At 38.9% G+C, this 24,746-nt stretch carries 24 protein-coding genes and 1 riboswitch; of the genes, 11 read left to right on the forward strand and 13 right to left on the reverse strand.

Going from position 1 to position 24,746, the window contains the following annotated elements; genetic code table 11:
- Positions 1–4: 4 nt before the first annotated feature.
- Positions 5–48, forward strand: a riboswitch (PreQ1 riboswitch).
- 103 nt (positions 49–151) lie between these two features.
- From queC to queF, 4 genes are read left to right on the forward strand one after another with little or no spacing between them, the layout of a single operon-like run.
- Positions 152–829, forward strand: a complete 678-nt coding sequence (queC, locus tag PBAT_RS00680; RefSeq protein ID WP_068645831.1) for a 7-cyano-7-deazaguanine synthase QueC — start codon at positions 152–154, stop codon at positions 827–829.
- Position 830: 1 nt separating this feature from the next.
- Entirely contained in the window at positions 831–1,340 is a 510-nt protein-coding gene (gene queD, locus PBAT_RS00685; RefSeq protein WP_068645832.1) for a 6-carboxytetrahydropterin synthase QueD, read from the forward strand.
- Entirely contained in the window at positions 1,333–2,106 is a 774-nt protein-coding gene (queE, locus tag PBAT_RS00690; RefSeq protein ID WP_068645833.1) for a 7-carboxy-7-deazaguanine synthase QueE, read from the forward strand. The genes queD and queE overlap by 8 nt, the downstream gene beginning before the upstream one ends.
- A gap of 46 nt (positions 2,107–2,152) precedes the next feature.
- Positions 2,153–2,650 carry a preQ(1) synthase gene (queF, locus tag PBAT_RS00695; RefSeq protein WP_068645834.1) on the forward strand — a complete coding sequence of 166 codons (498 nt, stop codon included), beginning with the start codon at positions 2,153–2,155 and terminating at the stop codon, positions 2,648–2,650.
- 71 nt (positions 2,651–2,721) lie between these two features.
- On the opposite strand, the gene PBAT_RS00700 is transcribed toward queF, so the two are convergent.
- The 3 genes from PBAT_RS00700 to PBAT_RS00710 all read right to left on the reverse strand — a co-directional run bounded on the left by PBAT_RS00700 (position 2,722) and on the right by PBAT_RS00710 (position 7,071).
- Positions 2,722–3,555, reverse strand: a complete 834-nt coding sequence (locus tag PBAT_RS00700; RefSeq protein ID WP_068645835.1) for an EcsC family protein — start codon at positions 3,553–3,555, stop codon at positions 2,722–2,724.
- A 32-nt stretch (positions 3,556–3,587) separates the two neighbouring features.
- Positions 3,588–5,120 carry a potassium/proton antiporter gene (locus PBAT_RS00705; protein WP_084402740.1) on the reverse strand — a complete coding sequence of 511 codons (1,533 nt, stop codon included), beginning with the start codon at positions 5,118–5,120 and terminating at the stop codon, positions 3,588–3,590.
- 160 nt (positions 5,121–5,280) lie between these two features.
- Positions 5,281–7,071 (reverse strand): sensor histidine kinase, encoded by a 1,791-nt coding sequence (locus PBAT_RS00710; protein ID WP_246168295.1) that lies wholly within the window; start codon positions 7,069–7,071, stop codon positions 5,281–5,283.
- 318 nt (positions 7,072–7,389) lie between these two features.
- Here PBAT_RS00710 and PBAT_RS00715 point away from each other — a divergent pair, with 318 nt between their 5' ends.
- Positions 7,390–8,319, forward strand: a complete 930-nt coding sequence (locus tag PBAT_RS00715; RefSeq protein WP_068645837.1) for a hypothetical protein — start codon at positions 7,390–7,392, stop codon at positions 8,317–8,319.
- Between the two features lie 70 nt (positions 8,320–8,389).
- The gene (locus PBAT_RS00720; RefSeq protein ID WP_068645838.1) at positions 8,390–8,629 is read left to right on the forward strand and encodes an NHLP leader peptide family RiPP precursor; all 240 of its coding nucleotides are present in this window, start codon (positions 8,390–8,392) and stop codon (positions 8,627–8,629) included.
- A 112-nt stretch (positions 8,630–8,741) separates the two neighbouring features.
- On the opposite strand, the gene moaA is transcribed toward PBAT_RS00720, so the two are convergent.
- The 3 genes from moaA to PBAT_RS00735 all read right to left on the reverse strand — a co-directional run bounded on the left by moaA (position 8,742) and on the right by PBAT_RS00735 (position 11,643).
- Positions 8,742–9,746 carry a GTP 3',8-cyclase MoaA gene (moaA, locus tag PBAT_RS00725; RefSeq protein ID WP_068645839.1) on the reverse strand — a complete coding sequence of 335 codons (1,005 nt, stop codon included), beginning with the start codon at positions 9,744–9,746 and terminating at the stop codon, positions 8,742–8,744.
- A gap of 193 nt (positions 9,747–9,939) precedes the next feature.
- Positions 9,940–10,491, reverse strand: a complete 552-nt coding sequence (locus tag PBAT_RS00730; RefSeq protein ID WP_068645840.1) for a glutathione peroxidase — start codon at positions 10,489–10,491, stop codon at positions 9,940–9,942.
- A gap of 126 nt (positions 10,492–10,617) precedes the next feature.
- Entirely contained in the window at positions 10,618–11,643 is a 1,026-nt protein-coding gene (locus PBAT_RS00735) for a hypothetical protein (protein WP_068645841.1), read from the reverse strand.
- Between the two features lie 268 nt (positions 11,644–11,911).
- On the opposite strand from PBAT_RS00735, the gene PBAT_RS00740 reads away from it, so the two are divergent.
- From PBAT_RS00740 to PBAT_RS00760, 5 genes are all read left to right on the forward strand, one after another.
- Entirely contained in the window at positions 11,912–12,610 is a 699-nt protein-coding gene (locus PBAT_RS00740; protein ID WP_246168296.1) for a coiled-coil domain-containing protein, read from the forward strand.
- Positions 12,611–12,912: 302 nt separating this feature from the next.
- Entirely contained in the window at positions 12,913–13,929 is a 1,017-nt protein-coding gene (locus tag PBAT_RS00745) for a polysaccharide deacetylase family protein (protein ID WP_169810068.1), read from the forward strand.
- A gap of 170 nt (positions 13,930–14,099) precedes the next feature.
- Positions 14,100–15,260, forward strand: a complete 1,161-nt coding sequence (yhbH, locus tag PBAT_RS00750) for a sporulation protein YhbH (protein ID WP_068645843.1) — start codon at positions 14,100–14,102, stop codon at positions 15,258–15,260.
- A gap of 234 nt (positions 15,261–15,494) precedes the next feature.
- On the forward strand, positions 15,495–16,001 hold the full coding sequence (locus tag PBAT_RS00755) for a hypothetical protein (protein WP_068645844.1): 507 nt from the start codon (positions 15,495–15,497) through the stop codon (positions 15,999–16,001).
- Between the two features lie 24 nt (positions 16,002–16,025).
- Positions 16,026–16,781: a basic secretory protein-like protein gene (locus PBAT_RS00760; protein ID WP_276326515.1), complete on the forward strand. Its 756-nt coding sequence runs from the start codon at positions 16,026–16,028 to the stop codon at positions 16,779–16,781.
- Positions 16,782–16,913: 132 nt separating this feature from the next.
- Here PBAT_RS00760 and PBAT_RS00765 read toward each other — a convergent pair whose 3' ends face one another.
- The 7 genes from PBAT_RS00765 to PBAT_RS00795 form a co-directional block, all read right to left on the reverse strand.
- On the reverse strand, positions 16,914–18,404 hold the full coding sequence (locus PBAT_RS00765) for a response regulator transcription factor (RefSeq protein WP_068645846.1): 1,491 nt from the start codon (positions 18,402–18,404) through the stop codon (positions 16,914–16,916).
- A gap of 43 nt (positions 18,405–18,447) precedes the next feature.
- A complete protein-coding gene (locus tag PBAT_RS00770) occupies positions 18,448–20,175 on the reverse strand; it encodes a sensor histidine kinase (protein WP_248912394.1) in 1,728 nt (575 codons plus the stop codon).
- Positions 20,176–20,316: 141 nt separating this feature from the next.
- The gene (locus tag PBAT_RS00775) at positions 20,317–21,150 is read right to left on the reverse strand and encodes a carbohydrate ABC transporter permease (protein ID WP_068645848.1); all 834 of its coding nucleotides are present in this window, start codon (positions 21,148–21,150) and stop codon (positions 20,317–20,319) included.
- A gap of 2 nt (positions 21,151–21,152) precedes the next feature.
- Entirely contained in the window at positions 21,153–22,046 is an 894-nt protein-coding gene (locus PBAT_RS00780) for a carbohydrate ABC transporter permease (protein ID WP_068645849.1), read from the reverse strand.
- Positions 22,047–22,176: 130 nt separating this feature from the next.
- On the reverse strand, positions 22,177–23,517 hold the full coding sequence (locus PBAT_RS00785; protein WP_068645850.1) for an ABC transporter substrate-binding protein: 1,341 nt from the start codon (positions 23,515–23,517) through the stop codon (positions 22,177–22,179).
- A 273-nt stretch (positions 23,518–23,790) separates the two neighbouring features.
- Positions 23,791–24,141: a hypothetical protein gene (locus tag PBAT_RS00790; RefSeq protein ID WP_068645851.1), complete on the reverse strand. Its 351-nt coding sequence runs from the start codon at positions 24,139–24,141 to the stop codon at positions 23,791–23,793.
- A gap of 98 nt (positions 24,142–24,239) precedes the next feature.
- Positions 24,240–24,746, reverse strand: a complete 507-nt coding sequence (locus tag PBAT_RS00795) for a CYTH domain-containing protein (RefSeq protein ID WP_068645852.1) — start codon at positions 24,744–24,746, stop codon at positions 24,240–24,242.

A 24,746-nucleotide genomic window follows, 5' to 3' on the forward strand; every position in this document is an offset into this window, starting at 1 on the left:
TTGCATGGAAGAGGTTCGCGAACTCCCTCTATAAAAAACTATTCACCTTATTTTGTTGGGATAGAAATAAGGCTTGTTTTTGTGTTGGAATTAAGTTCATGAATCTCTTTTTCTTCTGTAAATCTAAAGAAGAATGAGAGGTTTTTTTGTGATGACTAACGACAAAGCGGTCGTCGTATTTAGCGGCGGCCAAGACAGTACCACGTGCTTATTTTGGGCTTTAAAAAATTTCAGTGAAGTTGAGACAATCACCTTCGACTACGGTCAGCGACATAAATTAGAGATTGAATGTGCTACTAGCATCGCTGCTGATCTCGGTGTGAAGCAGACAATCCTCGATATGAGTCTTTTGAATCAGCTTGCCCCAAATGCACTTACTCGTCATGATGTTGACATTACTCACGATGAGGGGCAGCTCCCTAATACCACTGTAGATGGACGTAATCTTTTATTCATGAGTTTTGCGGCCATTGTTGCCAAACAAGTAGGTGCTAGGCATTTAATTACAGGCGTATGTGAAACGGATTTCAGTGGATACCCTGATTGCCGAGATGTATTCATCAAATCACTCAATGTCACACTCAATTTGTCCATGGATTATGGTTTTGTTATTCATACACCACTGATGTGGCTGAATAAGGCCCAAACATGGCAAATGTCTGACGAGTTAGATGCTTTCAACTATATCCAAGAACGTACACTGACGTGTTATAACGGTATCATCGGTGTTGGATGTGGCGAATGTCCCGCATGTAAACTTAGACAGGCTGGTCTGGATCAGTATCTAGATACACGTAAAGATTCTTCGTCTACTCAAGGTGGTGCCTAATATGAATCCTACACCTGGGGAGTTCCGAATCATCGATAACCTTCAACGCTTAGGAGAAGGTATTCAACGCGACGAGCTAAAGTATCACACCAAGAGAGTGCTCGTATGTAAAGAATTCACCTTCGACGCAGCTCACCATTTACATGCCTATGAGGGCAAATGCAAGAATCTTCATGGCCATACGTACAAAGCGGTCTTTGGAATCAGTGGTGTACCTAATGACATTGGAATCACCGTTGATTTCAGTGAAATCAAGAGTATTTGGAAAGAACGTATCGAACCCTATCTCGATCACCGCTATCTTAACGAGACCTTACCTAAGATGAACACAACGGCAGAGAATATGGTCGTCTGGCTGTTTGAAGAAATGGAGCAAGCACTTCAGGACTCGATTCACCTCGACCATGAAGACATTCCACACGCCAGCGTAATGCGTACAGAGTTTGTAAGACTATACGAGACTCCTACCAGCTATGCTGAATCAAGACGGGAGTGGATGCTAAGTGAGTAGTCAGCATCCTAAAGGTCATTTCGAAGATTCTAAACCAGCTCGTCGTCTCCCGATTCTTGAAATATTTGGACCTACTGTCCAAGGTGAGGGGATGGTCATTGGAAGGAAGACCATGTTTGTTCGTACCGCTGGCTGTGACTATCATTGCTCTTGGTGTGATTCAAGCTTCACTTGGGATGGTAGTGGGAAAGATCTTATTAAGCTCCTAAGTCCTGAGCAAATCTGTCATGAGCTATATCAAATAGGTGAAGATAGATTCTCACACGTAACGCTATCTGGAGGAAACCCAACCCTACTTCCACAACTCGGAGAATTAATCCAGTTGTTACATGATCGGAACATCACCGTCGCAGTAGAGACCCAAGGATCTAGATGGCAAGATTGGCTTATCGATGTTGACGAGGTGACATTGTCTCCTAAGCCACCTAGTTCAGGTATGATCACGGAGTGGAGGACATTAGATATTATCGTAGACAATTTGAAGCAACGACCTGCGAAATATTCCCATAGCTTGAAAGTGGTTATTTTTGATGAAGCCGATTTAGACTATGCCGTTACAGTCCATCTTCGCTATCCTGATACTCTACTGTATCTGCAGGTGGGGAACTCGGATGTACACACGATGGATTCTACACAACTCACAATGACTTTATTACAACGCTATGAATGGCTCATAGATAAGGTCATGGAATCCTCTATTTTAAATAACGTTCGGGTATTGCCTCAGCTTCACACTTTAGTGTGGGGTAATAAACGGGGCGTTTAATACGGAATATACACATAATAAATCGAACTAAAAAAGGAGTATCATCATGCCTGGAAGACAACCTACTGAAATGGAAGACCTTACGTTACTAGGAAACCAAGGAACGAAATACCTTGTGGAATACGATCCATCCATTCTTGAAAGTTTTGATAACAAACATGCGTACCGCGATTATTTCGTCAAATTTAACTGTCCTGAATTCACAAGTCTGTGTCCTATCACTGGCCAACCTGATTTTGCCACAATCTATATTAGTTACATGCCAGATGTTCGTATGGTAGAGAGTAAATCACTAAAGTTGTACTTATTCAGCTTCCGTAATCACGGCGATTTCCACGAAGACTGCATGAACATTATTATGAATGATCTCATTAAGCTTATGGATCCCAAATACATTGAAGTCTGGGGTAAATTCACTCCACGCGGAGGAATCTCCATCGACCCATACTGTAATTATGGACGTCCAGAAACGAAGTATGAAGAAATGGCACAACATCGCCTGATGAATCATGATATGTACCCCGAAACAATAGACAACAGATAATAGTAAATAAGCGGGGGGATGTCCCTAACCATTTCATCAATGATTATTGAACCATCCCCCCAAATATTATTTTATATTTGTTTCAGATCCTCGATCTTTCTTAGAATTCTTCGTTTCTTATACAGCATCTTACCTGCCTCAGATACATCTTCAATCGTTGCTTTATTACTAATAGATCCAAAGACGATACCCGCAACGGGAACAAGTTGAAATAATTTCTTCCATCCGAAGCTATCCATATAAGTCTGAACAACTTCTTGCCATCCTTTTAGTTGAGAAAATACTTGTCCCTCGCGTTCCTCATCATCAAATTGTGCTAATTCTTCAAGTATCGCCTTCTTCCCTACGACATCCGCTGAGGAGAACTGAAGGCACTTTACAATAAATATCCGCTCATGCTTGTCGGTAGGATCAAAACCATAGCACAATGCTAGCTCTTGCAATACTTTGAGAGAGAGACCCAGAACGAGGGGAATATCCGCAGCGATGGTAAATACCCCACCAACACCCGTTGTCGCTCCTTGGGCAGCAGCAAATTTCACTCGTCTGGATATCAAGTCATCTGCAACGCCATCTAATAGAGCCAGTGGTAATTTACCCACATCTTGAAGCGCAAAAGATCCCTCTTCGTTGTGATCAGTGTTATTCTGTGATGCTTTTTCTAAACGTTTCATCATCGTGTTGTGGTGTACCAAGTATTGCCCACCCGTCTGAATAAAACTTCCGATCTCATTTATCACTAAACCTAACTTTTCACGTATCCCTTTGGGTGTTAATTTATCTAAAATCAAAAACGGAACCCGACCAATTTTCTCCCATATAAATACCTTCTTCTGTGTCTTCTCCCACTTTATAATATTGCGAAATTCATCCTGTAGCTGTTCCGATGTCTCTTGATCAACCATTGTTCTAACTCCCCTTTACAAAGTCACCACAATTATGATTCTTCATCCTCTAACATGTCTGTTACTTTTTCCTTTTCTTTAGGTAAACGCACATCCTTTGTTAGTGCGATTGGTAAAGAAGGTGATGTTAATATGGCCTTTAACTGCTTGCGCTTCGCTTTTGGACTTAGAACATAAAGTGTGTCTCCTGCTTCAATCCTAGTATTTCCTCTCGGTGTAATAATCTGTTCATTACGGATGATCGCAGTAAATAAAATATCCTCTGGAAGATCGAGCTCAATGATTTCTTTTCCTGTAATATCCATAGAAGAGTTCACTTCAAGATGATTAATCTCCGATTTGGTCTTACCTAGGGCAGTTAGCTCCAACAGTGATGGATTGGAAGGTTTAATATCTCCCGCTAATCCTAGTTTTTTAGCAAGGGGAGAGATCGTAGCTCCTTGAATCACAGCCGACGTAAGCACTACAAAGAAAACCACATTGAAAAACAATTGTCCATTCTCCAATTTAGCCATTAATGGATAAGTAGCCAGAACAATGGGAACAGCCCCACGAAGTCCTGCCCAAGATATAAGCACTTTTTCTTTTACCGAAAATTTAGTGAACATGGTACTTACAAATACACCTAGTGGTCTCGCGACTACCATTAGAATCAATGATAAAGCTAAAGCTGGCCAAATAATCTCTGGAATTTTTGCAGGAAATACTAGCAATCCTAGCAGTACAAACATCGTAATCTGCATCATCCAAGCAAAACCCTGATTGAAGTGCAAAATTGACCTACCATAGGCCAAATCAGAGTTTCCCATAACAATGGCCGTCACATAAACAGCTAATAATCCACTACCATGCAACATTGAAGTTGAGCCGTACGACAGAACAACAAATCCGAGAGCCATAACCGGATAGAGTCCAGAAGAATCAAAGTTAATATTATTGATAACATAAACAGCTAACTTACCAATAACAATCCCTAAGATCAACCCTAATCCCATCTCCCAGATAAATGAAAAGAACATGGCCCACATCGACTGATCTGGGTTCTGAATCCATTCTATCAATGAGATCGTTAGAAATACAGCCATAGGGTCATTGCTACCCGATTCAGCTTCTAAAGTTGATGTGATCCGTTTACGTATATTCTTGCCTCCAAGGACAGAAAATACAGCCGCAGCATCCGTTGATCCTACAATAGCCCCGAAGAGAAACCCTTCCGCCCAGTCAACACCTAGAATATATTTAGAGCATACACCAACTACAAAAGTCGTTATGAGCACACCCACGGTTGCAAGTGATAATGCAGAACCCATTACCGGCTTAATATCATCAAACTTCGTCTGCATACCACCTTCAAACAAAATAACAATCAATGCAAAAATCCCAACAATTTGCGTTACAAAAGCATTGTCATAATAAATAAATCGACTCACAACCATCCCAACTGCGATAAACAATACAAGCGCGGGCATACCTAGTCTAGAAGAAAACTTCGTCGTGAGCACGCCCACCAATAAAAGACCTGCTACAAGCATAATAAGTGAATTCACGAGTGTAGTAGTATCCATATTCTCACCCCTTATTTCATTTGGATCTAGCTACAATAAATCTATAAGCAATATAAACACAATGGTTCACTCACCAAACATCCCTTATTGTTCCATGAAGTAAAAATTCATTAGAATAACAAATAAAAGGGCGCTACAGTTGTACTGTAGCGTCCTTTTATTATCCTTCAGGAGTTGCATCATGATACGCAGCAGGAAAACGAATGATCGCTTCGGTTCCGACGCCCTTCTCGCTATTAAATATCACGTTCCCTTCCATTGCTTCAATAATGCGGAATGTCACCATGAGTCCAAGTCCTGTACCTTTGGTCTTCTTGGAATAGTAAGGTTCCCCTAATCGCTTAATCTCTTCAGGATCCATACCCTCTCCGTTATCACGGATATGAACGACAACCTGTCCTGCTTCATGATAAGCCCAAATACGAATATGCCCCTCTTGAACTAAAGCTTCTATACTGTTCTTAATCATATTGATGAGTGCTTGTTTAAATTTCGAAGAATTACCATGAATCAACAGACCAGGGGGAATATTTGTGTATACAGTCCCACCTTCAAAATTAGCTAAAGGCAATAAAATCCCTTCTACATGCTTAAATTCCTCAGATATATCAAGTAAAGTGATCTGTTCTAGTCCAGGTTTAGCAAATGTTAAAAAATCGGTTATGATATTCGATGCTCTATCTAACTCTTCAAGGGCAAGTTGTAAATAGCCCTTTTCTTTCTCTTGTGACTTCTCTTCCAATAATTGTAGAAACCCCCTTGTAACTTGTAGCGGATTTCTAACTTCATGAGCTACTGATGCTGCTAATTCGCTAATAATGTCCATCTTCTCAGATCGCTGTAATTCATTATTAAAACGTTCGAGTTCCTTAGAATATTCAACAACTCGACGATGATTTAAGGCGAATTTCCTCCCTAGTAATACAATTAATGAAATTACAAAGCCTATCACTCCCCATTTCCATAGAAATATTTCATAGTTACCATGTTGTGAATAGAACCATATAAATTCTGCTATAACGACCAATGACAATATCGCAAATCCTGCAGCCATAATCAAAGCATCTTTATTACCTTTGATTGCATAATAAGTAGCATTGATTACCAAGATAAGCCCTTGGATAATAATCAATATACCTAAGATGGTTCCCGATACAACATGATAGACACTATATAGTGAGTTATTGAGAAACATATTAATAACGATCACCGAAAAACAAAGAAGGGAGTACATCATTTGAAACTTGCGGAAATTAGTAATAAACCCATAATACCCTTTCCCGATCATATTCTCGAAGATATAGGTTAATCCAGGTAAGAAAGTTAATAATGCCATATCAAATAATATCGTATATACCTTCCCATACTCTCCATAATGAGTGTATAAATATGGCGAGTACGTTATGATTAATATTCCAATTGATACTAATACAATAGCTAACGATAACCAATCAGACATCTGCTCTTTTCTCAAGAAAAATGTACAAATAAACATGACTATAGCAATAAATATGATTGAACTCCCGAAGATGATATCAATTAAGTTATCTTTGACGAACATGGTAAGAAGCGTTTGATAGTTACCTACTAATATCTCCTCAGCCATTCCCATTCTGCCTCTCTCCGAATGCAATTTCATAACCAACTCTTTACCTACATCCTGAGATTTAACTGGCAGTAAAATTCTATTCACATCATACGTGTGGGACCTATTATTCTCATAAATCTTCACATTGTCTAAATAGATGGAAATTTCTTTCGCATAGATTTTATTGATAAATATAGCTGAAGCGGAGTTATCTATAGTTGGTAATCTGAATTTAACCCATACGGTACCGGAATCATGATCAGTATCCATTATCACTTGACTGGAGTTACGCCAAGTCCAGGTACCAGAAGAAGGAATCCCACTTATGTTCTTTCTAATCTCACTATGACTCTGATCCCACATAAATTGCCACCTTGTAATCTCGGTGGAATGATTTCTTTCCTCTATTGTATTAGATGCAAAGATAGTATTAGTGGAAGACATCAGGATTACGATTAATACTATAATTATCTTACTAACCATTCGATTCATAAACACACCTCAAAGAGTTCCGATATATTAGTTTACTTTCCTAACTAAAATTCGACAAACTTCGTGACTTCCCTGCACTAAGAAGCCATGACTTTAAAAAAAAATAAACACATATGTTTAAATTTTACAAATTATTGAATATAATCATTTGGAAGTATATGTTAAAATAATGAAAAGAGGTGTGATTCCATGCAATGGTATAAAGACTTTGCGAACCAAATAACACAAGTCTTTAATGAGTCACAACGAGTAATAGCTACATTCCCGTCGCCACATAACATTAAAGGTCTCGCATACTTAAGTACATTTGATGCCCAAGAAGAAGAAAGCTCGAAGAACTATATTTGCTACCTCTTACCTTTCTGGTTGAAGGAATTGATTCCTTTGAAGGAAGAGGATTATGTCAAATTATCTGTAGGTAATGTGTTTGCTATGTTATATTTCTTTATTCAGGATGACATCATGGATAGTAAATCTACGTTAGATCGAGATCAAATACCCCTTGCCAATTTATTCCATATGCAGTTCTTAGAAATTTACAGATCTTACTTCCCTTCCGATTCTCCATTCTGGGACTACTTCCACCAATACATCATCGAATGGACAGATAGCGTATCCAATGAACATCAACAGGATTACTTTCAAACCAACTTAGTCATGACGGCCCGTAAGGCCAGTCCTCTCAAGCTATCAAGCACAGGCGCTTTGGTTCTATCAGGTCAGTCTGAGCTAATCCCTTCACTATCGGACTTTATCGATCATGTCCTCATTACATTACAAATGTCCGATGACTGGATTGATTGGCAGGATGATTGGGCGGATGGTAGTTATAACGGGTTATTATCTATGATTCAAGCAGAGAATGGTCGTGAGGGTGCTCTGAGCTTAGACCACATTAAGAACGCTATCTACGTCCGAGGTATTATGAAGCGTTATACAGAAATTGCCAGTGCAAATCATACATATATTCAAAAGTTGACATTAAATATTCCATACCTTGCTTCATTCCATGAAACACTTGTTGAGCACTTAATTAAGGATGCAAACCTTATCGAAAAAGATAAATTATTGCAAGAAAAAGGGGGACTCCATTATTGGTTGTCGAAAAATATGATTTAATGATAGATTTGTATAATAATACATGTTATTCTTAATAAGTAAATAATAACCATTTGAAAGGGTGATTCTATTGACGCATCAGGCTCTTCTTCAAACTCAAATCATTAATAAAGCATGGGAAGATCCAAGTTTCAAAGCACAACTCTTGTCTGATCCTAAAAGGGCTATCAAAGAAGCACTCGGGGTCATCATTCCCGAACACATTAAGCTTCAAATGGTGGAAGAAACATCCGATTTATTTTATCTAGTTCTCCCTTCTAACCCATCTGAGAATAACTCCAAAAACAATGTAAGCAAGATAACCTGGTAGTCAGACTACAATTATTATCTGCTCTATAGATGAGTACAAAAAAAGGGTTGGGACTGAGACAATTACTGTCTTCGTCCCAACCCTTTTTGGCATTACAAATCATCATTTAGAATTAACCACCAATACGAGACATTTCAACCTTAGTTCCTTCTTTAATATTCTTACCTCGATCTATAGAATATCGATCATTACGGTTATACCATATATCAACGAGATGCGATGTAATGTCTTCATCAGAAACACCTGAGCGAAGTAATGGGAGTAATTCATAGCCTTTTGTTGCAAATAGGCATGTATATAACGTGCCCTCTGAGGACAATCTCGCTCTTGTACACGTAAAACAGAATGCATCACTTACGGATGAGATGATACCAATCTCTCCTTTTCCATCTAGAAAACGATAGCGTGAAGCAACTTCACCAGAATAATTTGGCTCCATTGGTTCTAACGGCCACTCACAATGAATCCGTTCTATCATCTCTTTCTTACTTACCACTTGATTCCAATTCCACCCATTTGTATTTCCAACATCCATAAATTCAATCAAACGAAGAATATGCCCTCGATCTCGGAAGTAACTTACCATAGGGAGAACGGATTCAACGTTCATACCTTTTTGTACTACCATGTTCACCTTGACCTTAAGTCCCGCTTCTGCGGCTGCCTCAATTCCATTTAGAACAGGTTGCACATGAGAACGACCACCATTCATATGCATAAACGTAGAGTCATCTAATGAATCTAAACTTACTGCCACTCTCATTAACCCGGAATCCTTCAATAATTGAGCATGTTTAGCCAAAAGACTACCATTCGTTGTAAGCGCAACATCCTCAATTTCTGGAATTTGAGATACACGTTCAATAATTTCAGGCAAATCTTTACGGAGTAGTGGTTCTCCACCAGTAATACGTATCTTCTGTACACCAAGAGCCGTAAATAGTTGAGCTAAGCGTATAATCTCGTCAACACTCATCATTTGTTTCTTAGGTAGGAAAGCATAATTTGTATCAAATATCTCTTCTGGCATACAATATCTGCATCGAAAATTACAGCGGTCTGTTATTGAAATCCTCAAGTCTCTTAGGCTGCGATTGTATTGATCTTGTGTCTGCATCTCATCACTCCATTAAAGTCTTCTTCAATAGATCCAGCCTATTTATCTACATTATAAACGATTAATAGGGAATTAAGCTCATCATGTTTCAATAAAATCTACACAAAGTACATTTCAACTATTTCCATTCTAATATATATAAAAAGCTCCAGAAGCTATTGATAAGCTTCTAGAACTTTTTTTATTCTATATTTTATTTGTTCAATTCAGCTTCAATGGCAGGCTCTAAATCTAATGGATCGACTGGTGCCTCAAATCGACTAACCACTTCACCATCTCGGTTAATCAAGAATTTAGTGAAATTCCATTTTATATCGTTGCCTATTAATAACTCTGGATGTCTATCATTTAACATAGCATTCAGCATTTTGGCTGAAGAATTGTTCAGTACAAATCCTTCAAATGGTGCTTGTTCAGTTAAATATGAGAATAATGGCATCTTCTCTTGCCCTCGTACATCCACTTTCTCAAACAGTGGAAACGTAACGCCATAATTTAATTGACAGAAGGTATGTATTTCATCATTACTGCCGGATTCTTGCTCAGCGAATTGGTTACATGGGAATCCTAATATTACCAACCCTTGTTCCTGATATTTATCATATAACTTCTGAATATCTGAGTATTGTGGAGTAAATCCACATCCACTTGCCGTATTCACTATTAACACTACTTTCCCCTTGAATTGTTCAAGGCTTGTCTCTACCCCACGAATATTGTTAGCTGTAAATGAATAAATACTCATTATCTCATTCTCCTCTGTTGAATCCTTATGTTTCGTAGGAAGAATCTATCATTTCAAAAACTCAATGTCAAACTCTGCCTCTCATATTGATATCAACTTAAGGCTTCTATAAAGAGGATAGAATGATTACTGTCCTCCCAAATGATATTCATATGCGCTCCATGTGTCATACCCCAAATCATACACGGTATTCTGAAATTGGTTCAACCATTCTCTACTCCGAACCATTGCTGATAACGAACCAATATCCGTCTGAATACCTAATGGGAGGCTAGGATATGTCGCTCTAATCTGTGATGCAAAGACTTGATAACCCTTAACATAATCGGGTGACAATAACCTTTGCATCCAGTCTGGCCAATGCGTCTGTAGAAAGTGAATATCTGGCTTCACAAGCCCAATCATAGATACCGCGTCAACCCCTTGCCATTCCTTTATTTTCTCTACTGCATTTGGTGAGTTCACAGCAAGAGACCAAGTTGCTACTCGTATATCTGGACGAACCGACCTTACGCCATCCACCCCATTGATCATCTCATCAACAAATCCATTTACAGCCCTTACTCGAAATGAAATCCACTGACTATATATTTCAGGAGTGTTCAGATAATAATTGGACGCTTGCTTATTCGTGAAATTCGGTATGTCCATACCACACTCCTTATGGAAGGCTGCACTTGCGAAGTTCCCTACATCCCCATATATCCCTCTTTGTATACCATCCCATTCAGGAAAATAAGGTTCTGCAATTTCGATTCCATCAAAAGGGTACTCTTGCACCAGTCGAGATAATGCTGCTTTCTTCCATCCTATATATTCCGGAGCAAAAAGAGACAATCTCTCGAATCCATCCTTAGGATCTTTCAGCATACCCATCCGCCAATCTTGCCAATGTGTGGGTAAATGACGCGTATCGAAGGTTCCGTTCCCAATAACCATTGCCCATACGGTAATCCCCCGTTTATGAAAAGCACCAATTAAATCGCTTGATACATTGTACTCATCCACAACGAAATAATGGACGATAAGATAACCCGCATTTTTAATTTCATCAGCTATACTCTCCGCTGTACGATTTAAGTAATAGGGAAACAAAGGATCTATCTGAATACTAGGTCCTAGTAATATGGATTTTGTCGAAATTCCATTCATTTTCTTATCAACTCCTACATTACGAATCGTCGTTAAACGCTATCGATTTTCCCTGTAAAGTCTTATACAACTAGACCTGCAGTTATAATTACCTATGAATTTATCGAAAATCCAAGCCTACAGACACGGGCTTTTTATGTCGAAATAACACTAAAAATAATCGATCTAAAAACCGATATTATATAGTAGGATTTTTTAATTATGATCTTTAATTGTCATTTTATACGAACAACTAAATAATGAATCGATTTAAAGGGAGCTGTATTTTGTGGCTGATAACATTAATTCCACTAGTAAAACAAGGGGATGGTTTAAAAATGTTCTAACCGCTCGCACCGAGTCAGAAAGTAATCATATAATCACGCAAGCGGGTCATGAAATTGAGCATGTGGAGACGAGTAACGATCCTTCGAAACTTGACTATGAATTACTAAAACAGGATAAAACAGCTTTCGATTTAGTTGTTGCTGTTGAGAATTTATTGAATGACCGCCAATTGTCCCAATTTAAAAGTAAAGATACCGAAGATCAATTATTTAACGCAAATGAAAGTATTAATCGTCTTAAGAATGAGTTAAGTAAGAGGGAACATTTGATTCTTGAGAAGGAGAATGAATTCAGAGGTCTTGAGGATAAATTGACGAGTAAACAAATGAGCTATGATCAACTCCTTGAGGATTATAAAGACTTTCAGAGCTCCTCCAATAGCGGAATCGAGAATTTAAAATATCAGCTTGAAAAAGAAAGAAATAAATACGCTCATCTAAGCGAAGAGTTTACCAAACATCAATACGAAAGTATGCAAAAGACTCAAGAACTAGAAGAGAAACTAAGAGATTCAGAAGCAGAGAACTTAAACATCTCAAGCCAACATCAAAAAATTGTGGAAGAAAAAGCTCAACTATTACAGACCATTACAGATTTCACGACACGCATGTCTTTTTCATTTGCACCTCCAAGTGAATGAACATCTCTACTCACTCCTGAAAGGAGGGAAACTCTATCCACTCTTACACTGAGAAATGGCTGGAACTTCTATCTGTTGATAAAGGAACCAATACCTATACCATTCATATCAAATTTGCCTTTAAAGAATCTATACTATTGCAATGGGAACTTGATGCTTATACAGCAGATCATATTATAAATATTACTGATGTAACGCAGAGGGTCAAATACAGATTATCCTTGCAGTGCTATTTCAATGCAACGCATAATCATCACTATAGTTACTTAACGAAATATAATCGTGGAGTTAGCGAAAAGATTATGTTTGCATGCTCTGAGTCCTATTCAGCACAAATTTCAACCTTGAGAGAAATTCAAAATCTGGATGCATTAAGTCTCATGCCCTTTATTACACCTCAACCCGTTGTAGAGGAAGCTCAAATGGTGAATGTCGAGTTGAGCGGGATTACCTCTTTGAAATCAAATAGAAAATTGATGACTAGAGGGTCACGATTACTCATATCCACCGTAATCATAGCTATGTTATCCTTTCTCTACATTCCAGAGTATTCGTATATAAGTGAGAAAGTATTTGCGAATGTCTTCACCGTATCTCCTAATATACCCGCGCCAGTTACATATGCATCTGAAGAGAATCCTGAGAATTATGAATCAAATCTAACTGCTCCTTTAGAGGAAAAGATCCTACCAGAGGTAATCCTGACTTCGGAAGTTGCAGAACCTAAAATACCAACTAAGGTTACTCTGGTCAAGGCAGTCAGTTTCAATGTACCTTCTGGATCAGTCGCCTTAACCTTTGATGATGGTCCTTCCATTTATACGAAGGAAATCGTTAATATTCTGAATACATATAATGTTGGGGGAACCTTTTTTTTCGTTGGAACCCAAGTTCGCAAATTCCCTGAAGCTGTCAAGTATGTAGATGCTAACGGATTTTCTATAGGAAATCATTCTATGACTCATGCTAATCTACCGCAATTATCTGCTACCGATCAGCAATATGAGCTACATCAAACCAATCAATTCATTCAGCAAATCATAAACAAACCTGTTCTTCTGTTCAGACCTCCTTATGGATCGCGAGATGACAATCTCAATGCACTTGTCGCAAATAGCAACATGAGAATGGTATTGTGGAATAATGATCCTGAAGATTGGAATACACGAGATTCGCAAAAAATACTTCATTACATTATGAATAGCAAGTCCACTGGATCCATTATTCTCTTACATGAATCCAAAGAAACATTAAAAGCCCTCCCATTAATTATTCAATTTCTACAAAAGCAACAACTTGAAATTTCAAGTTTAATCTAAATGTATGATTTCCATTAACAGATTTCGTTACATATCGTAAGACTGCTGAGTCACAACAGCAGTCTTTTTGTTTATTCACACTTATCTATCACATAACCCCTCTCCCCGTGAATATACTTACTTAATAACAGACCACACTGTGCCGTATAAACCATTGGGAGGTGTCTACTATGTCATCGTCACCCCAGCCTTATTCGTTCATTGTTTCTCGCGAAGACTGGTCTCTTCACCGAAAAGGATACCAAGATCAAGTCCGCCATCAACAAAAAATACGTGATGTGATTAAGCAGAACTTACCTGACCTCATCACCGAAGAAAATATCATCATGTCTGATGGAAAACAGATTATTAAAGTTCCCATTCGAAGTCTGGACGAATATAGGTTTGTTTATAATTTCCAGAAGCAAAAACATGTTGGGCAAGGCGATGGGGATAGCCAAGTTGGAGACGTTCTCGGTCGGGACCCCGCACAGAAACCAGGCAAGGGTGATAAGGCAGGCGATCAACCAGGCCAAGATACTGTAGATGCAGAAATCAGTATCGAAGAGGTAGAGAACATGCTTTTTGAAGAGTTAGAACTTCCCCATTTACAATCGAAAGACAAGGAACAGATTGAGACGCACAAGATCATCTTCAATGACGTTCGTAAGAAAGGAATGATGTCCAACCTAGATAAGAAAAGAACAATCCTTGAGAACTTACGTAGAAATGCATCAGCTGGTGACCCAGGTATTCATGGCATCAATCCTGATGATCTAAGATACAAAACATGGGAAGACGTTGTGGTTCCCGATTCCAATGCTGTCATTATCGCAATGATGGATACTTCAGGCTCCATGGGCTCATTCGAGAAATATTGTGCTCGTAGCTTCTTCTTCTGGATGAATCGTTTCTTGCGCAAACAGTACGAGAATGTTGATATTGTATTTATTGCCCACCATACGGAGGCTAAAGAAGTAACCGAGAATGAGTTCTTTACGCGTGGGGAAAGTGGTGGCACCATCTGTTCATCTGCCTATCAGAAGGCACTCGAGATTATTGATCAACGTTATCCTCCTGCCAAGTTCAATATCTATCCCTTCCACTTCTCCGATGGTGACAATTTAACATCAGACAATGAGCGCTGCGTGAAGCTGATTGGTGAATTACTTAAGGTCAGTAACATGTTCGGATATGGCGAGATCAATCAATACAACCGGAGCAGCACCCTGATGTCTGCCTACCGAAACATTAAAATAGATCAATTCATGTATTACGTTATCAAAGAAAAAGGTGAGGTATATCAAGCACTGAAGACCTTTTTTCATAAGCGTGAAGTTATACAAAATTAAGTTGTCTGAGTATCATTTCGCATGATGTTACATGAAATAGGAACATAACGCCATTGCTACCTCCTCATTACAGGAGGTAGCAATGGCGTTTTTAATGACTCAATGGAATGACGTCCAATTCTACTAAACTCTTATTTTTCATCCTTTTATTCCATTTTAGACATATTTCAACCAAAATCAGACAATATAACTCCATTAACTCAATAGGGATAATGATAGTATTTAAACCTATAATTGGTAGATTTAGGAATATGTAGTAATTGGACTGAAATTGATTCGAAGGATAACGAAGTTTTCTTTAAGCGTCATCAAAAAATCCACTACTTTTTAGATTCTAATACTGCTTATCAATACTATCGGCTGGAGTTACAGAATAACAGCGGTGACAAACTCCAGGTTGGAGAAGTAACGTTATCCAGTACGAAAGATAAATGGCATGCGATCGATCCGATCTATGTGTTGAATGATATCGATACTGCTGACAACAGTCATTTATTCGAAGAAGCCCTACCGAACTATCAGCAGGAAATAACAGCAATAGCACGTGATGTTGCCAGCAAGCTATTTAATGATCCGAAAGAGCTTACTAATAATCCCAAGAAAATTGATATTGGTCTCCATACCCCCGGTGACGTTGCAGGCACAGACTCTCAAAGGGGGTACGTCGATTTCTCCAGTACACACCTTAGAGATACATATAATGTTACCTCCACAATCCAACCACTAAGAATGATGCTATAAACTATAAAGCTGCTTAAAGAAGAAATCAAAGGCATGCTTTATCACGAGCTAGGTCATCTGTATCAATACAATAGCCAAAGCACTCTTCCCGGCTATTTGACAGAAGGTGTAGCTGATATGGCACGTTCGGTTTACGGATATAACGATCGTTATACCGAGAAAAAAGGGGGAACATGGGATGATGGCCAACACACTGACAACTTTTTACTTTGGCTCACTGAAAACAAACACGCCGGAATCCTACGCATCATCAATGCTAGTCAGGTGAATTGGACGGAAGACGTATTTAAGACAGTCTTAGGGGAAGATGTAGACTCATTATGGGATCAATACCAACAGTCATTCGCACCAACAAAACCAACACTTCCTCCATTTCCTGAAATAACTGTTAGTGGTGAAAATGCTCCTAATGGGATTAAAGAATATGCCATAGACGGCGACAATAATACGAAATGGCAGACAACTGAGAATCGTGGTTGGTTGGAGCTTAATTATGGTGTACCTACTTTCATCAATAGTTATGCCATTACTGCTGCCAATGATCTGAAAGAGGCGGACCCTAAGAACTGGACCTTAAGAGGATCTCATGACGGCATTAATTGGACATGGCTTGATATGAAGGAAAATGTAACATTCGTTAATCGCAATCAAAAGAATACCTACTATTTGAACCCTCATATCGTTGATAGAGCTTTTCAATACTACCGTCTGGAGTTACAAAACAACAGAGGTGACAAACTCCAGGTTGGAGAAGTCATCTTATCAAATATTCAAAGTTAATGATCGATGAAATCCGATTATGAAGATCAAGAATTTGCATAAATAACTATAAAAAGAGTGTCCCAAATGTCATTGATACTATGACTAGGGACACCCTTTTTTTAGTAACGTTCATCACAATTTCAGCTTTATCTATATCGAAATACGTTTATACTCATTAGGCGTGATGCCAACAACACGCTTGAATAACTTGTTGAAATAAGCAGGATCCACATATCCGACCTCTGCTCCTATTTCATGCACTTTCATATCAAGTGAATTTCTAAGTAATTGTTTGGCTTTCGTAATACGGACTTCAATAATGTAGTCCGTAAGGGTTAGCCCTATTTCCTGCTTAAACAGCTTGCTCAGGTAACTTGGTGTTAAATATACCATGTTAGCTAATGTATTCAGTTCAGCATGTTGATTATAGTTGGCCGTAATCCAGCGCTTTACAACTTCTACCGCTTTATCCGATCCTTTTAGACGCTGGACACGGATTTCAGTCAACTTAGCTGAAAAAGAAGTGTTAAAGAGGGTCTCAATCTCATTCACAGACATGCTAGACTGGATTTTTTTATACCCGACTGCGTTATTTCCTCTGTCGATTACCTCGAACTCTGGTAGTTCTTTTTCTGCTGTTTCTTCAACCATACGGCAGATACTAATAATCATGTTTGTCGAACAACGCTGAGTCCTAACAGCAGAGAATACATTATGAAGTTCTTTCATTATTCCAGTCAAATTTAGAATCTGAAGCTCATGAATTAGTGAATCGCGGAAAGTATTAAATAGTTCCGCGATATCCGCAACCGACTGTTTGAGATCTCTAACGTGTGCATAATGAAAAGTAGAAGTCGTATAGATACCGGCATCGCAGGCATGCTTTGCTTCAAGATAGGCAAGCCTTATCTTGTCTACTTCCATATAGGAGTGGCTCGTGCCCACATGTAAGGAATAATCTGAAGACGAAGCTTGTACATAACTCTCGATAATTTGATGCGTCACAGAACTGAGTATCTCCTTAGAGTAACAGATCCAAATATGAATACCATTCTGTATTTCTATATAATCGAATAGAAAGACTTTCTCTTGTCGTAAAGTAGCTGTAGCATGCCAAACAGCTTCTGGATGACTTCCTTTAAGAACAAATATCGAAAAATGAGGATAAGGCAAGATGAAATTGTCCAAAAAAATGGCTGAAGGCTCCTCCACTTGAAGTAACGTGAGGAGCAACCCAGATCGTTGACGTTCATTATTGTCCGCCTGTATTCTCTTCTCTTCATCTAATTGGTAAAGCAACTCAAATAATTGTTCCTTATTAATCGGCTTCAGCAAGTAATCAACAGCGGAACAGCGAATGGCCTCTCTTGCATAATTGAATTCAACGAATCCACTTATTAGAATGGAACGGATATGGGGATGACTGACTTTAAGCTCTCTAATTAGCTCCAATCCGTCAATTTGAGGCATGCGAATATCAGTAATAACAACATCGATATCGAGTTGTGGTAACTTATTTAGCATCTGCATCCCATCAGGGAAGATACCAACCACTTGGAATTCAACGTTTTCTTTACTGATCATTCTAGCCATACCGTCACGTATTAAAATTTCATCATCAACAATAACAATACGTAGCAATCCGAATAACCTCCTTCCGTTCACTACATCATTCATTGTTTCTTTAAGAGGAATCCTTTATATGGAGAATAACACGTGTTCCTTTCCCTGGCTCGCTTTCCACGTGTAGCTTGAACAAGCTGCCATAATGAAGCCGAATCCGTTCGTTAACGTTACGAAGTCCGATTCCGAACATTTCTCCAGATGCTGCATTCATTAGGCTGTTATTTAAAGAATCTAGTATGATCTTATCCATACCAACACCGTCATCTTCAACACAGAATACAGCTTTCCCATTTTCTCTCCAAGCTGAGATGGTAAGCGTACCTGGACCCATCTTTTGATCTAATCCATGAAATACCGCATTCTCGACAATCGGCTGGAACACAAGCTTAATGATAGGAAGTTGAAGAAACGCCTCTGGTACTTCAATGATTAGTTGAAATTTATCTGGAAAGCGAATTTCCAGCAGATTAAAGTAGTTCCGGACATGGTCGAGTTCATGTCTGATCGTAACGGATTCCTCACTACGAACGATTCCATAATGCATCTGTAGACCAAGTAAATAAGTGAGCTCTGCTACACGCGGATCATCATTGGACTCAGCCAGCATACGGATAGACTCCAGTGTGTTGTAAATGAAATGAGGATTAATTTGGTTCTGAAGTGCTCGCATATCGGCCTTTTGTTTGCGTTTCTCAGTTATTGATACTTCCTGGAGCAATTCCTTCATCCGTATAATCATACGGTTAAAATGAATCCCTAGCATTCCAATTTCATCGTTATATTTAGGTTGAATCCATACGTCTAGATTTCCATACTTCACCTGTTTCATTAATCGTACCATTGATTTCAATGGCTTGGTTAACGCGTATGAAATGATGGTGGCTACGCACAGCGCAAACGCGATAATCAATAATGTGGTAAACATAAGCGTATTACGGTTCTTCTCCACCGGTGAAAGAATTCGGACCAGTGGTATGGTTACCATCGTTGTCCAGCCAGTCTGCTCCGAAACAGTATAAGCTACTAAATAAGATTCACCCTCGGATGTGATTTGGAAATGGCCTTCAGGTTGATCTATCTTATTTAGTAAAATCTTATACTTAGGAACCAGATTATTAGCCGTTTCATCACCGGCGTACACTACTTCACCTTTGTCATCAACAATCAGGGTATTACCCTGAGTAACAGCATTTACAGGGCCAATGATGCCTTTGAACAAACTGATATCCACATCAAACACAAGAATACCAATATGTTTCAATGTGCTCACTGAAGAAATGGTACGGAGAACACTGATGACTTCCCTATGTTCATACGAATTATAACGAATCAAATGCTTGCCAAGAATGATAGGGGCTACCCCAGCTTCTTCAGTCAGTAACTTCCATCTCGTAAGTCGATCTTCGGGGAATAACTCATTGATCCTAGGATCTTTATCATTAAAAATGTAATCGTATTTGTCTACCAGATAAACAGCTAGAATCTCTTCCTTTGTATGACTCAGATAACTTAGAAACATCGACATGCTTACATTCTTATCCCAGTCGTTATTCTTCTGCTCTAGATAGCGCTGAACATCGGTGTTATATAGTGGTAATGCCGTATATCTCTTTAAGTCGGCAATATATCGGTCAATCGTATCCGAGGCATTCGATGTCATCTGGATAGCGCTCTCCGTGGCATTTTTTAAATTGGAATTAACCATTGAACGAGAAGAAAGGTAGCTCACATAGGTGATAGGCATCGAGATCAGAAACACAAATATGATGATCAGCTTTCGCTCCATTGGCAGGTTTGCAAGGAACAGCCACATTTTGTGCAATATCCCTCGAATATATGAGAACATAGCTATGTTTCCTTTCCCTACTCTTTATTCTTAAAACTCCTCTGGACCCAGTTACCTAGTAGCCATAAAACCTATCTTCTCTCACTTAACAGAACCGCTAGTAACCCCTTCAAAGATGTACCGCTGTAAGAACACGTACAAGACCACTGTAGGCAGCAGAATGAGTAAAATAGCTGCGCAGATCATATTCCAGTCCGCCGAATTCACGCCTTGAAATCGCATGAGAACAGTCGTAACTACCCCAAGGCTTTGTTTGGGCATATAAAGATAAGGAATGTACATGTCATTGTATATACTTATCGTTTTTAGAATAACCAAGGTCGCCGTAGCCGGAGTAAGCAATGGAAAGATAATCGAACGATAAATTCTAAAGAGGGATGCACCTTCGACCATAGCACTTTCATCAAGATCGTAAGGGATATTACGGATAAACTGTAAATAAAGAATAATCTGAATGACATCCGCACCAATATACAATACAATCGGGGCACCCAAGGTATTATAAAGGCCCAGACTTTTAATTATCCCAAAGGTAGCCACTTGAGTAGTGATACTGGGAATGACTGTAGCTACGAGATAAGCTCCGAATATCATCCGTTTCAACTTAAAGGAAAATCTACCAAGTACATATGCTACCATTGTCCCTAATAGAATGTTAAAGGTCAATGTAATAATAATAATGATAAGTACATTACCAAAACCAGTTAACAATCCACCACGTTGAAACACAGTTATGAAGTTGTCAATATTAAAAAAGCTTTTTGGAAGCGTCAAAGAGCTACTAGCATTAAATTCATCTGTAGACTTAAAAGCATTAACAATAACCACATATAGCGGAAATAGAACGACGAAAACGCCAATGAGCAACGTAACATATTTTATATAATCAATAAAATGAAATTTGGAGTTGTTCATGTCTACTTATCTCCTCCCCGACTAAGAACAAATTGCTGCAGTAGCAGTACAATGACAACAAAGAGAAGCAGAATGATGCTCATTGCCGAGGCAAGACCATAATTATTATAAGCAAAGGCTGATTCTATGACACGCATAACATATGTTTGACTGGCTCCCGCTGGTCCACCTTTAGTTAGTACAAACGGAAGGTCAAATACTTCTAATGCACCTGTTACGGTAAGGAATAAGTTCAATTGAATAACGGCCTTCATATTAGGAAGCGTAATTCTCCACAACGTTTGCATGGCATTCGCGCCATCAATTTTGGCAGCCTCATAAATATCTCGGGGAATAGCCTGCAGAGAGGCAATATATATGACCATATTATAGCCCATGAATCTCCAGAACCCTGTAGAAGCGAGTGAGTAATTGACAAGACCCTCTGTTCCAAGCCAGCTGGTATTTCCAAGACTGCTTAATCCGATACTATTCAGCAACATATTAAGCGAACCATTAGTTGTATCAAATACAAAGCCAAACATAAAGGCCACAGCCACTCCGTTCATAATGTATGGAAGAAAGAGTATAATACGAAATCCATTTTTCCCCCGTAGCTTACTACTCAGAATGATCGCGAAGTAGATTGCTACGATGTTCTGGAGTATGCCCATCACTAAATAAGCGAAGTTATGTTGAAATACTTTGAAGATGTCGGAATTTGCGAAAACCTCCTTATAATTACTGAGTCCGACCCAAGGCTTCTCCGGGCTATATCCATCCCAATTTGTAAAGCTATAATATATCAATTTCACCGCTGGGTAATACGTGAATAGCCCAAGTAGTATCATCGGAATCAATAGGAACGACACGATAATAATAGTCTTCTGTTTATGATAAGAAATCGATTCAAACATCGTTACATCCCTCTTTCTTAAAAGAATTGGAATTGACGACAAAATGGATTATCCATAGAAGCGATAATCCATTATGCACCGAGAATTACAGCTACTAGAACTCGTGTTTTAGAGTATTATGCTATTCTCATTAATATCCAAGATCCTTTTTCGCTTTAGCCCATGATTTATTCCACTTGTCTAAGACGGTCTGTGGGTCCTTAGCGAGAACGAACTCCTGAACCACTGCTGGAAGATCAAGTTGTGCTTTGTTGCTAATCTCGGTAACTTTAGGATCATCTACAGTTCCTTCCACCAACGTTACGCCTGTAGCCTGAAATTCTTTTAGTTGAGTGAGTTTAGATTCTTTGCCTTTCAGAGGTGAGATAAATCCGGCAAAGTCTTCATATCCTGATTCTTCTATCATCCATTTCAGAAATACTTTAGCTGCATCTATATGTTTACTATCCTTAGCCACAGCATAGAAGTTATCAGGACTCAATGTAGCCGTTACTGTTCCTGAATTATCATATGGTAATGGGAAGAATCCTACATTATCAGACGTAGTTCCCGCGCCAATAATCTGATTGATGACCCAGTTACCTAGATAGTACATAGCGAACTTGCCGGATGCGATGTCCTTTTTTGATTGCTCCCAGTTTGTCGAGTTAATGTCCTTTTCTAAATATCCCTTTTGATTTAACTCCTTGAGCAGGCCGAAGGCCTTACCATAACCCGTATCCATCGTGAATGGAGCGTCTTGGTTCAGCTTTTCATTGGGGTAATTAGGATCACCTGCAATGAGGCGCGGCGTATCGAAAGCCCACGTATTAAGAGGCCATTTATCCTTGAAGTTGGAAGCCAAAGGAATAACTCCGTTAGCTTTCAGCTTTTCACAGGCCGCGAGGAATTCATCCCAAGTTTTAGGTATGTCCGTGATACCGGCGTCTGCAAAGGCTTTTTTGTTGTACACGATCCCCGAAGTAGAGTTACCCGTTGTAATACCATATAATTGACCGTCCTGCGATTTGAAATCTTTGAAGGTAACCTGATCAGTCAAACCAAGATCATCCAAGGATGCGAAGTATTTCGGTAAATCAGAGTTAGGAATCTGCGGAATGAACATCACATCCGGAAGTTCACCACTAGCCATTCTAACTTTGGCTTGTTGGTTGTAATCGGTCTGAGAGCCCTCGAATTCAACTTTAATATTAGGATATTTCTCATTAAAGCGCTTTGCATATTCGTCATACTCTTTACCAATCATATCTGTTCTATTTGTCAGGAATGTGATTTCACCACTAATAGCTGTAGATTCATCAACCGCTGGTTCTGTTGTGGCATTTCCAGCAGTGTCTCCGTTTGTATTTGCAGCAGGTTTCTCTGAGTTTGTTCCAGCGTTGTTATTACCCTTACTTGAACCACAGCCCGTTAAGGATAACGAAAATATTAAAATAATAACAAATCCTAACGAAAATAGCTTCCTACTCATTTAGCATTCCCCTTTTTCATTTGATGATAACGCTTACATTTACAATTATATAGCCAGCATTGCACTCTTAAAATGTACTGTATTACTATTTATTGTCTTCATTTGTTATCTTTATGGAAAACAACCTCTTTATTGACAATAAAAAATACCCCCAGAATTACATCGGATAAATAAACCAGGGGTTTATTCCAATGTTTATTCTAAGGGGTGCACTTCAGTGATCACACGAGCGTTTTTTACTCATCCATGATCCTATGATTCAATTCACGATCATTATGAATTTCGATTCACTTGAAGCAATGAGATCTTCTTAATCGTTATGGTATCTTTCACTGTTTCTTCTGAAATGACATTCAACTTGATAAGACTAGCAATTTTGGTAGGATCGGCTTTTGAAATCATCCTCCAGACACTCGGATCAGGTAAGGCATCATATAGCTTGTTATCGTCATATTCTTTTCTATCCTGAGACACAATCTTCACATGATAATGACCTGTTTGAAGTTCTGTCAGCTCTTCTTGCGAACAGTGACTGATGATTTCATTTCTAAGATCTCCTAATTCCTGTTCTATTTCTTTTTGCTTCTTTTTCAGTTGAAAATATCGTTTCACTTTCGTCTCCATGAATTCACGCCTCTCCCTTTTTTACATAGATATGCTGAGAGAGTCGCTTTTATACGAAGGTGACCTTGTGAGAAATCTAAATCTAATTCATTTCATTATTACTCGGAGAATTGTTCTTGAAGATCTTTCCATACTTTTTTGTTACTATACTGTTTCTCTGCGCTTATATCTTTACCGAACCAATGTGGTGCTACGAAGGCATTCGCTTCCTCAATGGAATCAAATTCGACCTCAACCACGATCAGCTCAACTTGATCATAGTAATCAATTTCAATAACACTATCTTCCCATACTGCCGTAATTCGATTCTTAGTTAAAGGGATAGCGTCAAATGCCTGGACAATTTGATCATATATCTCCTCCGAGATGAAATATTCAATCTCCTCACGGCTAAGGCCATTACCTTTCTTGAATGTATGGGTAAACGTCATTTCATTCGTATCTAAATCAATGATCCTACGAACTCTCAATTCCTGATTACTATCTATGGCAAGATACGTCTGCTCAATACGATGTTCCGTACGGAATTGTAGCTTGCCTTCTTCCTCTGCTGATAATACGGGCATTTCAGGTAGAAGAAACTTACGTTCAATTTCTAGAGGCAT

Origin of the sequence: Paenibacillus antarcticus (genome assembly GCF_001637225.1) — a bacterium.
GTDB lineage: Bacteria > Bacillota > Bacilli > Paenibacillales > Paenibacillaceae > Paenibacillus_AQ > Paenibacillus_AQ antarcticus.